The organism is Achromobacter marplatensis, assembly GCF_002209535.1.
Classification (GTDB): Bacteria; Pseudomonadota; Gammaproteobacteria; order Burkholderiales; family Burkholderiaceae_B; genus Achromobacter; species Achromobacter marplatensis.
On record NZ_NJIG01000001.1, the window covers coordinates 402,281 to 415,409 of the forward strand.

13 protein-coding genes are annotated in these 13,129 nt (G+C 65.0%); 4 read left to right on the forward strand and 9 right to left on the reverse strand.

Features of this window, described 5'->3' with window-relative positions; all coding sequences use genetic code 11:
- Positions 1-25 precede the first annotated feature (25 nt).
- Complete coding sequence (locus tag CEY09_RS01745) at positions 26-1,060, reverse strand: C45 family autoproteolytic acyltransferase/hydrolase (RefSeq protein ID WP_088587307.1); 1,035 nt, start codon at positions 1,058-1,060, stop codon at positions 26-28.
- 166 nt (positions 1,061-1,226) lie between these two features.
- Between CEY09_RS01745 and glnH the strand changes: the two genes are divergently transcribed.
- The 3 genes from glnH to glnQ all read left to right on the forward strand — a co-directional run bounded on the left by glnH (position 1,227) and on the right by glnQ (position 3,521).
- Positions 1,227-1,979, forward strand: a complete 753-nt coding sequence (gene glnH, locus CEY09_RS01750) for a glutamine ABC transporter substrate-binding protein GlnH (protein ID WP_006222243.1) — start codon at positions 1,227-1,229, stop codon at positions 1,977-1,979.
- A gap of 160 nt (positions 1,980-2,139) precedes the next feature.
- A complete protein-coding gene (glnP, locus tag CEY09_RS01755; RefSeq protein WP_088587308.1) occupies positions 2,140-2,796 on the forward strand; it encodes a glutamine ABC transporter permease GlnP in 657 nt (218 codons plus the stop codon).
- Positions 2,793-3,521: a glutamine ABC transporter ATP-binding protein GlnQ gene (gene glnQ / locus CEY09_RS01760; protein ID WP_035212131.1), complete on the forward strand. Its 729-nt coding sequence runs from the start codon at positions 2,793-2,795 to the stop codon at positions 3,519-3,521. Before glnP ends, glnQ begins: the two co-directional genes overlap by 4 nt.
- 64 nt (positions 3,522-3,585) lie before the next feature.
- Here the strand turns inward: glnQ and CEY09_RS01765 are convergent, their stop codons facing one another.
- The 5 genes from CEY09_RS01765 to CEY09_RS01785 form a co-directional block, all read right to left on the reverse strand.
- Positions 3,586-5,880, reverse strand: a complete 2,295-nt coding sequence (locus tag CEY09_RS01765; RefSeq protein WP_006222240.1) for a RelA/SpoT family protein — start codon at positions 5,878-5,880, stop codon at positions 3,586-3,588.
- 22 nt (positions 5,881-5,902) lie between these two features.
- Positions 5,903-6,106: a DNA-directed RNA polymerase subunit omega gene (gene rpoZ, locus CEY09_RS01770; RefSeq protein ID WP_006219679.1), complete on the reverse strand. Its 204-nt coding sequence runs from the start codon at positions 6,104-6,106 to the stop codon at positions 5,903-5,905.
- Positions 6,107-6,150: 44 nt separating this feature from the next.
- Entirely contained in the window at positions 6,151-6,783 is a 633-nt protein-coding gene (gmk, locus tag CEY09_RS01775; protein ID WP_081533940.1) for a guanylate kinase, read from the reverse strand.
- A gap of 127 nt (positions 6,784-6,910) precedes the next feature.
- Positions 6,911-7,834, reverse strand: a complete 924-nt coding sequence (locus CEY09_RS01780) for a c-type cytochrome (RefSeq protein WP_088587309.1) — start codon at positions 7,832-7,834, stop codon at positions 6,911-6,913.
- A complete protein-coding gene (locus CEY09_RS01785; protein WP_088587310.1) occupies positions 7,831-8,535 on the reverse strand; it encodes a c-type cytochrome in 705 nt (234 codons plus the stop codon). Before CEY09_RS01785 ends, CEY09_RS01780 begins: the two co-directional genes overlap by 4 nt.
- 231 nt (positions 8,536-8,766) lie before the next feature.
- On the opposite strand from CEY09_RS01785, the gene CEY09_RS01790 reads away from it, so the two are divergent.
- The gene (locus CEY09_RS01790; RefSeq protein WP_006222236.1) at positions 8,767-9,537 is read left to right on the forward strand and encodes an SDR family oxidoreductase; all 771 of its coding nucleotides are present in this window, start codon (positions 8,767-8,769) and stop codon (positions 9,535-9,537) included.
- A 108-nt stretch (positions 9,538-9,645) separates the two neighbouring features.
- Here CEY09_RS01790 and CEY09_RS01795 read toward each other — a convergent pair whose 3' ends face one another.
- The 3 genes from CEY09_RS01795 to CEY09_RS01805 form a co-directional block, all read right to left on the reverse strand.
- Positions 9,646-10,242: a C40 family peptidase gene (locus CEY09_RS01795; protein ID WP_088587311.1), complete on the reverse strand. Its 597-nt coding sequence runs from the start codon at positions 10,240-10,242 to the stop codon at positions 9,646-9,648.
- A 214-nt stretch (positions 10,243-10,456) separates the two neighbouring features.
- Positions 10,457-12,556, reverse strand: a complete 2,100-nt coding sequence (locus tag CEY09_RS01800; RefSeq protein ID WP_088587312.1) for a TonB-dependent receptor — start codon at positions 12,554-12,556, stop codon at positions 10,457-10,459.
- Between the two features lie 77 nt (positions 12,557-12,633).
- Complete coding sequence (locus CEY09_RS01805) at positions 12,634-12,987, reverse strand: hypothetical protein (RefSeq protein WP_088587313.1); 354 nt, start codon at positions 12,985-12,987, stop codon at positions 12,634-12,636.
- Positions 12,988-13,129 lie beyond the last annotated feature (142 nt).

The following is a 13,129-nucleotide window of genomic DNA, read 5'->3' on the forward strand; positions in this document are numbered from 1 at the left end:
GGCCGCCGCCGATGTCCGGCTCCGATCAATCGGGGTCGGACATCACGTCCAACGCGATATCGGCCTTGGTCTTGCGGTCGTACACCCGCAAGGCCACTTCCTCGTCCCGGATTTCAAAGACAGCGGTTGCCAGCGTATTTTCGCCGTCGGGGTCTTTGGCGTCCGTGCGCAGGATGGGCAGGGCGCCCAACGTGTCGTGCAGCGCGGCCAGCAGGTCCGTGCTATCGGTCTCGGGCGACCAGCCGTCCACGATCCCGTCGATCCGGTTCTGCCGTTCACGCGACGATTCGGTGATCACTTGCGGCTGGCCGCGGGTTTCCCGGTGCACCATGTGGTTGGCATGGCCGTAGCGCGTGCCGATCTCCAAAAAAGAGACCGCGCCGGGCGTGACCTCGGCGCTGATCAGGCGCGGGTCCGATGCGCTGCCCAGCGTATGGTGAAAGCCGCCGGAACGCGGCGTGTCGCGTAACAGGTCGGTGGCTTCGTCCAGCGTCGTGCAATCCAGCACGGCGCGCGCCAGCAGCATGCGCGGCACGCCGGCATGGCGCTGGCGGGTGCGCAGGTTGTTGATCGTTTGCACCAGGCCGGCCCGGTTGGCCCCGAAGGTATGGCCTGGCAGCGAGCCGGGGTAATAGAAGCTGAGATAGCCCGGCGCGTCGTCCAGGGCCACGTCCACCAGGTGGCAGCGCCCGTATAGATAGGGGTCGCCGTCTTCGTTGTGGCCGATCCAGCGTGACCCGTCCGCCGCCCTCAGGGCGACCGAGGTGCAGCCGTCCCCCGTGCTGTGCAGCAGGTCGCCGCGGCAGTTCCACAGCAGCACGTCTTCGACCGGCATGCGCAGCCCGTCAGCCAAGCCCTCAAGCTCTTCCCAGACCTGCGGCAGCGCCGCCCGGGCCTGCTGCCCAAGCTCGGCGACATAGGCATGGCCGCGCCACGGGCGCAGGGCTTCCCAGGTGCCGCTTTGGTTCAAATACGCCGACATGAGGGGACGGGCCAGCTTGCCCAGCGCCTGACCGACCTGGCGCCGATTTCCGGCAATGCGTACATATTTGTAGGGCATGGGGATTCTCCGGGTGTCATGGGGATTGTAATTTTTCTAAGCTCTCTCGGGTGGGGACGGATGCGTTAAGATCCCCAATAAGTTGCACCGGAGACCCCGGCGTAGCCCAGGAATCATGCCCCTACAACAACCCCGGGGTGCCGACGGTCCCCAAGAGGAGAGTTTCATGATCAAACGTAAAGTCGCCGCCGCCTTGGTCGGCCTGTCCGTGGCCATGTTCGGCGCCGTCTCCGGCGCGCAGGCCCAAGGCAAGGAATTGGTGGTGGCCACCGATACCGCTTTCGTGCCGTTCGAATTCAAGCAGGGTAATACCTACGTGGGCTTCGACGTGGATCTTTGGGCAGCGGTCGCCAAGGAACTCAACCTGAAGTACAAGCTGCAGCCGATGGACTTCAACGGCATCATCCCGGGCCTGCAGACGAAGAACATCGACGCCGCGCTGGCAGGCATCACGATCCGCGACGACCGCAAGAAGGTCATCGACTTCTCTGATCCCTACTATGAAAGCGGCCTGGCCATCCTGGTGGGCGAGAAGAACACCGACATCAAGGACGCCAAGTCCCTGGCCGGCAAGACCGTCGCCGTCAAGACCGGCACCGCCACGGTGGACTTCCTGAAGGCGCAGGTGCCGGACGCCAAGCTCAAGCTCTTCCCGAACATCGACAACGCCTACCTTGAACTGGCCACGGGCCGGGTGGACGCCGCCGTGCACGATACGCCCAACGTCCAGTACTACGCCAATACGGCGGGCAAGGGCCGTGTGAAGGTGGTCGGCTCGGTCAAGAGCGGCGACTTCTACGGCATCGCCTTCCCCAAGGGCAGCGAACTGGTCCCGCAGGTGAACAAGGCGCTGGCCACCCTGAAGGCTAACGGCCAGTACGACGCCATCTACGAAAAGTGGTTCGGCAAGAAGCCGTAATTGATGCGAAGTCGCTTTGCATTCGGGGCCGCCCGCCGGTAACGGGCTCCGGACGTTCCTGACCGGAGCGCCGGACGCCGGCGGACGGCCCCGCGCCGTTTCCGCCGGCGGGCAGGACCCGCCATGATGCGGCGCAAGATGGCGCCATAGGGGGAATATCGTGGAGTTTGACTGGGGTGTAATTCAAGACGCGTTACCCAATCTGCTTGAGGGTACGCTGATGACCATCAAGATCACGTTCTGGGGCTTGTTCGGCGGTTTCCTGCTGGGCGCGTTGTCGGGCGTGACGCGGGCTTATGGGCATCCGGTCCTGTCGGCCATCGCGCAGGTCTATGTCGCGGTCATCCGCGGCACGCCGATCGTCGTGCAGGTGATGTTCATCTACTTCGCCTTGCCGCTGCTGGTCAACATCCGCGTGGATGCGGAGTGGGCCGCCATCGTCACGCTCATCATCAACTCGGGCGCCTACATTTCCGAGATCGTGCGCGGTGCGCTGCTGTCGGTGCACAAGGGCCTGAAGGAAGCGGGCCAGGCAATGGGCCTGCCGTTCCACAAGATCCTGTTCCACATCATCGGGCCGGTGGCGTTTCGCCGCATGATCCCGCCGCTGGGCAACCAGTGCATCATCAGCCTGAAGGATTCCTCGCTGTTCATCGTGATCGGCGTGGCGGAACTGACGCGCCAGGGCCAGGAAATCATGGCCAGCAACTTCCGCGCCGTTGAAATCTGGTCGGCCGTCGCGATCGTCTACCTGATCCTGACCGGCCTGATGGCGCTGGGCCTGCACCTGGTGGAAAAGAGGATGCGCATACTATGAGCATGGTTGAATTTCATAACGTCACCAAGAACTTCGGCGAATCCATGGTGCTCAACGGCATCTCGCTGAACATCGACGCGGGCGAGGTCGTGGTGGTGGTCGGGCCGTCGGGCTCGGGCAAGTCCACGTTCCTGCGGTGCATTAACGTGCTGGAAACGATCAATGGCGGCGACCTGCTCGTCGACGGACTTAGCGTGAAGGGCGATTCCGCCCAGGTGCGCGAGATCCGCCGCGAGGCCGGCATGGTGTTCCAGCAGTTCAACCTGTTCCCGCAGATGACCGCGCTGGAGAACGTCATGTTCGGCCCGGTGCATACGCGCGGGCAAGACCGGGGCGAAGCGCGCAAGCTGGCCGAGGGGCTGCTGGACAAGGTGGGGCTGGGCGAACGCATGCACCACTATCCGGCAGAGCTATCCGGTGGCCAGCAGCAGCGCGTGGCCATTGCCCGGGCGCTGGCCATCAAGCCCAAGCTGATGCTGTTCGACGAGCCCACCTCCGCGCTGGATCCCGAACTGCGCCATGAAGTGCTGAAGGTCATGCGCGATCTGGCGGAAGAGGGCATGACGATGGTTGTCGTCACGCACGAAATGGAATTCGCGCGCAAGGTCGGCAGCCGACTGATCTTCATCGACGCCGGCAAGATCGCGCATGATGGGCCGCCCGCGGAATTGCTGAGCAACCCGCCCAGCCAACGCCTGAAGGATTTTCTGCAGCACGTGGCATGAAGGGGTGTTAAACGTAAAAAAAGCCGGCGCAAGCGCCGGTTTTTTTACGCCTGGACGAAAGGACTTAGCCCTTCACCCGGACAATCTTCTGCACCTGGGGCACGTGGCGGATGGCGCGGATGACCTGGGCCAGATGCTTGCGGCTGTCGACCTGGATCGTCAGATGCAAAGACACCGTGGACACCGCGTCGTCGTGCATCGTGACGTGCATGATGTTCGCGTCGGCGGCCGTGACTTCGGCCGCCAGGCGACCCAGCACCCCGCGTTCGTTGCGCGTGACGATGTCCAGGCGGGTCGCCAGGTGCTTGGCCGTGTGCGCGTCCCAGCCTACGTTGATCCAGCGTTCCGGTTCGCGCAGGCGCTGGCGCATGGCAACGGGGCAGTCGGCAGTGTGCACCACCAGCCCATGTCCCATGCGCATGCCCGCCACGATCGGGTCACCGGGCAGCGGACCGCAGCAAGGCGCCAACTGCACGGCCTGGCCTTCGTTGCCCTGGATCAGGATGGGGGCGCTGCGCGCCGAGGTTAGTTCGTCCACCGCGGCAGCGGTCGTGGCGACCAGTTGGTGCTCCGGCGCAAAGCGGCGTGCAACCACGGCTGCCAGGCGCTTGCCCAATCCGATATCGGCCAGGATTTCCTCGCGCGAACTGGCGCCGGTGCTGCGCGCCAGTTTTTGCCAGGCCGGGTCGTCGGTGGCGGGCATCGGCATGTGCAGCTCTTGCATCGCCTGGCTAAGCAGGCGTTCGCCGAAGGCCACCGATTCTTCGTACTTGACGGTGCGAAGGTAGTGGCGGATTTCAGAGCGGGCACGGCCCGTGCGCACATAGTTGAGCCATTGCGCATTGGGGCGCGATGCCGGCGAGGTCACGATTTCCACCGTGTCGCCGCTGTTCAACTCGGTGCGCAACGGCACGAACTCGCCGTTGACCTTGGCGGCCACCGCCTGGTTGCCGATGTCGGTGTGGATCGCATAGGCGAAGTCCACTGGCGTCGCGCCACGGGGCAGGGAAATGATCTTGCCGCGCGGCGTGAACACGTACACGGCGTCCGGGAACAGGTCGACTTTGACGTGTTCCAGGAATTCACCGGAATCGCCCGTCTGGCTCTGGATGTCCAGCAGGGACTGCAGCCACTGGTGCGTGCGTTTTTGCAGGTCGTTCAGGGTCAGGTCGGCGCCCTTGTAGAGCCAGTGCGACGCCACGCCTTCCTCGGCCACATGATGCATGTCGCGCGTGCGGAACTGGAATTCCACCGGCGTGCCGTAGGGGCCCACCAGCGTCGTGTGCAAGGACTGGTAGCCGTTCACCTTGGGAATGGCGATGTAGTCCTTGAACTTGCCGGGCACCGGGCGATACAGCTGGTGCAGGGTGCCCAGGGCCAGATAGCACTCGGGCAGGGTATGGACGATGACGCGAAAGCCGTAGATGTCCAGGACATCGGAAAACGACTTCTTCTGGTCGACCATCTTGCGATAGATGCCATAGAGCGTTTTCTCGCGGCCGGTGACTTCGGCTTCGATACCGGCGGCGGGCAGCGAGGCGCGGACCGAATCGGCGATCTTTGTGATGACTTCGCGACGGTTGCCGCGCGCCGCCAGCACGGCCTTGTACAGCACCTGGTAGCGGTTCGGGTACATGGCCGCGAAGCACAAGTCCTGCAGTTCGCGAAACAGCAGGTTCAAGCCCAGGCGATGGGCGATGGGCGCGTAGATGTCCAGGGTTTCGCGGGCGATGCGCCGGCGTTTCTCCGGATTGACCGCGTCCAGCGTGCGCATGTTGTGCAGGCGGTCGGCCAGCTTGATGAGGATGACGCGCACGTCGCGCGCCATCGCCAGCAGCATCTTGCGGAAGCTCTCGGCCTGTTGTTCGGCCTTGGTGGCGAAGTCGAGGCGGTCCAGCTTGGACAGGCCATCGACCAGTTCAGCGACTTCCGGGCCGAATTTCTCGGCCAGTTCGTGCTTGGCGATGCCTTGATCTTCCATCACGTCGTGCAGCAGGGCGGCCGACAACGCGTTGACGTCGAGCTTCCAGCCTGCGCAGATTTCAGTGACGGCGATGGGATGCGAGATATAGGGTGAACCGCTGGCGCGGAACTGGCCCAGATGCGCCTGGTCCGCGAAGCGATAGGCTTCGCGCACGCGCTCTACATCTTTCTTGTCGAGATAGCTGCCGATGATTTCGGTCAGCGGTGCCAGCGAAGCAACCGGCGAGGCGGTTGCGTCCGCCGCTTCTTGCGCGGCGACGGACGGTGGCGTAGCGAGTTTTTTGTCTTTCTTGCCCGTGCGGCGCCCAAGACGGGAGCCGGCACGTAGTGCGGCAAGCAGACCAGATGAAGCGTACTTCAGCCCGGGAAAAGCCATGCTTGCCGCCCCCCGGAGACTATCAGGTGGGAACTTTACGCAGCATTTCCACGCCGGTTAGGCCGCCCGCGATTTCGCGCAGTGCAGTGACCGTGGGCTTGTCTTTGCTGTCCAGGCGCGGGGCATGGCCCTGGGCCAACTCGCGAGCGCGATACGTCGCGGCCAGCGTGAGCTTGAAACGGTTGGGGATTTGATTCAGACAGTCTTCGACGGTAATGCGAGCCATTAGGACACCTGGTGCTGATGGATGATAGGGAGAATGCGTTCGGCTCAGTGCTCGGCCGGGATGCCAAGTTGCGAGAACAACTCGGCGTGGCGGGCGGCCTGAGACGAAAAGCGTAGCCGTGCGGCACTGACGATTTGTATCAGTTCCGACAAGGCTACGCTAAATTCTTGATTAATAATAACATATTCGCATTCAGGCGCGTGGGCGATTTCGCCGCCCGCGGCCATGAGTCGGCGCGCGATCACCTGGGGCGCATCCTGGCCCCGCGCCTTGAGCCGGCTTTCGAGTTCATCGATGGACGGCGGCAGCACGAAAATACCGATTGCACTGGGGAAACGTTGCTTGACCTGGCGGGCGCCTTGCCAATCGATCTCGAGCAGAACGTCACGGCCTTCGCGGGTAGCGGCGTCGATACGGTCGCGCGGCGTGCCGTAGAAATTGCCGTGGACTTCCGCCCATTCCAGCAGGTTCTGATCGTCGCGCATGCGCTTGAAGTCGTCAGGCGTCACGAAGCGGTATTCACGGCCGTCTTCTTCGCCCGGACGGGGCGCGCGCGTGGTGCAGGAAATGGAAAGCTCGATGGAAGGGTCTTGCTGGAGCAAGGCCTTGACCAGGCTGGACTTGCCCGCGCCGCTGGGCGCGACGACCATGAAGACGTTTCCGGGGTTGGCGTGCATGAATATGACCGGCGTGTGATGCTAAGACCGGAAGTCTAGCAAATCGCGCGGCCCGGCAGGGGGAAAACCCGCTGTCGGGCCATGCGATTTATGCGTGCCACGCGGCTGCGCGGCGACCGCCTGCCTGTCAGCCGGCGGGTTTGGCGGCGGCCTGGATCAGCTTGCCGCCCGGCGCCGGGGAATCGCTGCCCAGCAAATGCCCGTTGATTTCGATGCCGTAGAGCGAATCGTCCGAATCGTGATACTTCGCCCGCGTGGCTGCGACGGACCCTGCGTAGCGCGGATCCTGCGGGCGTTCATGCGCGTTCATGAAATAGGCCACATCCCAGGCTTCCTGGTCGCTCAGCATGCCGGCCTGGCCCAGCGGCATGTTGGCCTTGATGAAGCCGGCGGCGTTGCCGATCTGATGCATGCCCGCGCCCCAGTTGAATGAGTCGGCGCCCCACAATGCCGGAAACACCCAGTGCTTGCCGTTCTTCTGGCCCTGGCCGTCTGCGCCGTGGCACACGGCGCAATATTGGCCGTACACCTCGCTGCCGCGCACGTAATCGGCCTTTTGGGCCGGCGCCGGCAGCTTGCGGTAACCCTGGCCTTCGAGCACTACGCCGGTGGGCGCCTTGCTGGCCAGCCAGAACATGTAGCTTTGCAGCGCCGTCAGCGTGGGATCGTCGGCGGCGGGCGCCTTGCCGTTCATGCTGAAGCGGAAACAGCCTTGCAGGCGTTCGGCCAGGGTATTGACGTGTTCGTTCTTCGCCCGATACGCGGGATACAGGACGTAGGCCGCCCACATGGGCGCGGAATCGGGGCGGCGTCCGGCATCCAGGTGGCAACTGGCGCAGTTCAGGTCGTTGCCGACGAACTTGCCGGCCATCTGCGGCGTGTGCAGGAAGATCTGTTCACCCTGGCGCACGATCTTGCCGAACTCGGTGTCTGGGAGCGATGCCGCCGAAGGCGGCGTGAAGGCGGGGCGGGGATCGGCGGCAAGCGCCGTGGCCGAGAACGCCAGACAGGCGGCAACGGACCCCAGGCGGAAAAGCGGGAAGCGGATCATTGCTTGGTCCCCTCGGCAGCGCCGCCTTGCGCGGCAAGCAGGTCGGCGGCTTTGGGCAGGCCGGCGTAGTAGGCCGACACGGCGTTGATTTCGGCGTCGGTCAGGCGGGTGGCGACGGCAGGCATCAGGGCCAGCGGGCCGGGCGGGCGCTGGCCTTGCCGCCACGCACGCAATTGGCCGGCGATGTAGGCCGCGGGTTGGCCCGCCAGACCCGGGAAGTTGTCGCCCACGCCGATGCCGCCAGGACCGTGGCATTGATTACAGGCGGGTACGTTCTTGTCCCAGGCGCCGCGCGTGGCCAGCCAGGCGCCGGTATCGGCAGGCTTGACGGGGTGCATGGCGGTGGCGGCCAGGCGGTCGATGTTCAGCGGGGAGGGCAGGCTGGCGTAGTAGCTTGCCACCGCTTGTTGCTGCGCCGGGTCCAGGGCCTTGGCCGTTGCCGCCATGACGGGGCTGACGCGCGAGCCGTTGGCCATGGCTTCCAATTGCTCTGCCAGGTACTTGGCGCCGATGCCGGCCAGTTGCGGAAAGCCCGCGGCGGGGTTGCCCTCGCCCCGGGCGCCATGACAGGTGATACAGGCGGGTGCGCCATTGGCCCCCTGGGTGCTGATCTGTTTGCCGTCAGGCGCGGCTTGGGCGCTGGTGGCTGCGGCGATCAGCGCGCCAAGCGCTAACGCACGCGGAAGGGACCGTGGGGTCATGGTTGCCTGCTCCGAGGAATGTTATTGGATTTTGAGTAATAAGCTAATTTCCATAAATTATATAAAGACTTGTGACAGATCAACGCGAAATCGTCGGCTTGAGTGCGCGCATCCGCGTTTCTTTTGCTTGCGTGGCAGGGGGCGAAAGTGTGTCGACGCTGCTAACTTTGCTTGCAGCATCGGGACAATGATTGCGGTAGGATCACGGCGGTTGAGAACAAGGAGAATCCGATGCATACGAACGAGATCGAACCGCCCCGCGTTGCCCTGGTGACCGGCGCCGGCACAGGAATTGGACGCGCCGTGGCGCTGGAATTCCTGGCCCAGGGCTATCGCGTGGTGTTGGCCGGCCGCCGCCGCGAGCCGCTGGAAGCCACCCGCACTGCCGCAGGCGAAGACGGCGTGAGAGCGCTGGTCGTGCCTACCGACGTGACGGACGAGAACGCCGTGCGTGATCTGTTCGACACGGCGCAGCGCGAATACGGCCGGCTGGACGTGCTGTTCAACAATGCGGGCCGCGGTGCGCCGGCGATGCCCATTGAGGAATTGCCGGTAGCGGTTTGGCGCGACGTCGTCGACACCAACCTGACGGGTATGTTCCTGTGCGCGCAAGCCGCCATCCGCATCATGAAGGCGCAAACGCCGCAAGGCGGCCGCATCATCAATAACGGTTCGATCTCATCGCACGCGCCGCGTCCGTTCTCCATCGCCTATACGGCGACCAAGCACGCGGTGACAGGGCTGACCAAATCGATTTCGCTGGATTGCCGGCCCTATAGCATTGCCTGCGGCCAGATCGACATCGGCAATGCCGCTACCGACATGACCGAGCGCATGGCGGCCGGCATCCTGCAGGCGGACGGCAGCACGAAGGTCGAGCCCCGGATGGACGTGGCGCATGTGGCGCAGGCGGTTGCCGCCATGGCGCGCCTGCCGCTGGAGGCCAACGTGCAGTTCATGACGATCATGGCGACGAACATGCCTTTCGTGGGCCGCGGCTGAACGCGCAAACGGCCCGCGGCGGGTAATGCCCGCGGCAGGCTCGTCGATGTTCCCAGGAAAGGCGCCCGGCAGGCGCCTTTTTTCCGCCTGGACTTGCAGCAGTCGCGCTTAGCGCGATGCCTGGGCCAGCATCTGGCCCTGCGTCGAATCCAGGTAGCGCCGCGCGCCGACGTAGCGCTTGGTCCAGTAAGGATTCTTCATTTCGTCGACACGCACCTTCGTGCCGCGCCGCGGCGCGTGGACGAACTTGTTCTGGCCGATATAGATGCCGACGTGCGACGTCACGCCGCGCCCGCGCGTGGCGAAGAACACCAGGTCACCGGGACGCAGTTCTTTCTTGTTGGACACGGATTCCCCTTCGGTGCGCTGCGCGCGTGCCGTGCGGGGGAGTTCGAGTCCGGCGATTTCGCGGAACACGTACAGGACGAGGCCGCTGCAATCGAAGCCTTCGGCGTCGTCGCCGCCCCAGCTGTAGGGGGTACCGATGGCGTCCAGGCCGGCTTGCACGACGCGTTCACGCAGGGTGGGAACGGTGGGCTCTTGCGCCAGGCGCAGGCCGCTGAGCGTCGGGCGGGCTTGCTCGGCGGGGATGGACGCCTGGGCGGCGCCGGGAATCCAGGAAAGGGTCAGGGCCAGAAGGGGGGCTGACAGGAAAACGGGAATGCTGAAATTGGCAATTCGGACTTTTCGCGTGGGCGGAGTCATTACGTCACTTCAAAAATCGGAGTGGGCGGCATGGCTTTGCCCAGAGGGGGCAAGCCGGCGGAAAGGGGTGCATCCGGCGGGCGCACGCCCCGGATGCTCGCAAATTATAATGGAATAAAGTTTCATTACATTTGTAGTGCAATGCAGCATTATTTGGACGCTGCCGTTACGCCGCGCCCCGGGCGAAACGTAACGGCCACAGCAAATAGGCCTGTCAGAAGCTGCCGCGCAGGCCGACCATCACGGCGCGGCCACCTTCGGGGGCCACGTCGCGCAGCACCGAGGTCGCGTAACGGATGTCCTGGTTAGTCAGGTTGATGCCGCGCACGTAGGCCTGCCATTGCACCCCGGTGGCCTTGAACCGGTAACCGGCGTTGGCGTCCAGGCTGTAATAGCCGGGCGTGGACGTGTCGTTGGCGGGGTGGTCGTGCTGGGCGAACGCCTTGGACACGCTCACGCCCGCGCTATACGGGCCATAGCCGTAATCCAGCGCCACGCGCAGGCGCAACGGAGGGATGCGGGGCAACGAGCGCCCGGTATCCCGGTTACGCGATACCGTGTAGTCGCCCGACAGGCCCAAATCCAGCGCGTGGCCGTCGCGCTGCAGGATGCGGGTGACGTTTTCCGCCTCCAGGCCGTACAGGCGTGCGGAGACACCCTGGTAGCGCGCCTCGGGCAGGGCGCCGTCGTCGCCGGCTGCCACCACGTCGCCATCGTCGTTCCGATAGCGGCCGGTGTTCGTCTCTGCCAGATAGTTGGCGAAGCTGCTGTAGAACACGCCCACGCTGCCGTGATCCGTGCCGTCCTTGTATCGCAACGACAAATCGCCGGACCAGGCGCGCTCCTTGCCCAGGTTCTGGTCTCCGACCAGATATTGGCCGGTGGCGGCGTGCGGGCCGTTGGCGTACAGCTCATAGAACGTCGGTGCGCGTTCGGTGTAGGCGCCGTTGGCCGCCAGCGACCAGACCGGGGTCAGCTTGTAGATGCCGCCCAGCGAAAAACTGCCTGCTGTGAAGCTGCGGCGGGCCGAATCGTCGAACCGGTCGTTGCCGCCCGCTGCCGGGCTTAGCCGCGTGTGATCCATGCGGGCGCCGGCCGACAGCGTCAGGCGCTCGGTCAGGTTCCATTCCTCAAGCGCGAAAAGGGCGGCGGAATCGGTGTCGGTGGTCGGCACCAGCGCTTCGTCTCCCAATGCCGAAAAGCGCGTCTGGCCCAGTTGCAGCCCGACCACGCCGTGCAGCGGGCCAATGTCGGCGTGCCGGGCTTCAAGGCGCGCCTCATAACCGCGGTTCTTGAAAACCGTGCCGGTTTCGCCATCTTCGATTTCCTTGTGCTGGTAGTCGGTATAGGCGAAGTTCAGCTTGATGCTCTGGAACGGACCGGTCAGGTCGCGCAGTTCACCGGCCAGGCCGAAGCGTTCCTGGTGCATCTTGAGGCGCACGTCGGCTTCGGCGACCGAACCGTAATTGGAGTCGTAACCGCTGTAGGACAGGCCGGCGTAGCCGTGTTCGCCGGTCCAGGACATGCCCAGCGCGCCGCCGCTGGCCTCGCCGTCGCTGTTGGGCAGGCGATCGCGGGGCTGGTCGGCGTCGGGGCCGTCGGCGGCGCGCTGCGTGGCGGTGCGGGCGTAGCCGGGAATGCGCAGCGTGCCGGTCTTGCGGCCGAAGACGTCCGCATGGATGGCGAAGGTGCCGTCGCCGCCTTCCAGTTGGACGGCGCCGTTGCGGTCATTGTTGGCGCCGCCATAACTGCCGCCCACGTCGCCATGGATGCCATCGATGGGTTCGGTGGGGATGCGGTTGTCCAGCGTGTTGACGACGCCGCCGATGGCGTTGCCGCCATACAGCAGGGCGGCGGGCCCGCGCAGGATCTCGACGCGGTTGGTCGATAACGGGTCTTGCGGCACGGCGTGATCAAACGACAGCGAGGACGCGTCCAGCGTGCCGACGCCGTTGTTCAGCAAACGGATGCGGTCTCCATCCAGCCCGCGGATGATGGGTCGGCCCACCATGGGGCCATAGCTGGTGGTGGACACACCGGGCAGCCCGTTCAGTGTTTCACCCAGGTTGGAGCCGCGCCGCAGATCCAGCTCCTGCCCTTGAAGGACCGTAGAAGGCGAGGCCAGCGCGTCGCTGCCCAGTGGGTTGGCGGTGATGATGACGGGCGACAGCGTGGCGGTGTCGGGGGCGGCCTGCGCGCGGACTGCGGCGGGCAAGGCCAGGGGCAGGACAGACAGGCAGGCAAGTGCCAGCGGACGCAAGGCGAAGGCGCGCAGGGGCGCGCGTTCCCCGGCGGGGACGGTCGGAAAATTCATGGTGGCAATCCAGGGTGCCGGCGAGACGGCCGGCGGATGAAATCGGCGCCGCTACAAGGCGGCTGAAAAGTCGGATTTCAGGCCTGGAAGGGCGGGGCGCGGGATTGGAACCAGGTTCCGCCGACGGCGGTGGTGCCGGCGGGCAGGTGGGCAACCGGCGCCGCAGGGGCGGCGTCCCCGCCGACCCACGCGAACGACGACGGCAGCGTCGCGTCCAGCACATCCCATAGTTGGCACAGGTCGCAATGGCCCAGCTTTTCATGCGGGTGGGCATCGTCCTGGCTGGCGGCGGGCGCCTCGCCCAGATGCGACAGCGCATGGCGCAGGCTGCCCATCGGCGCCAGCAGCAGGCAAACGGACAGCCAGGCAAGCACGGCCCAGCGCGCGTAGGGCGGCGGGGCGGCGTGGCGGTGGCCTGGCAGGGGCGGCATGGACGAAGGGGACAGGAAATTCGAAGAATCGGAATGATATATTGTTTCTATATCATTGGCGACGTCACCGCTGGCCCCGCACGCCGGAATATGACGCTTCATCTGCCACGCGGTCGGGCATAATCGGCAGACAAGAAAGCGG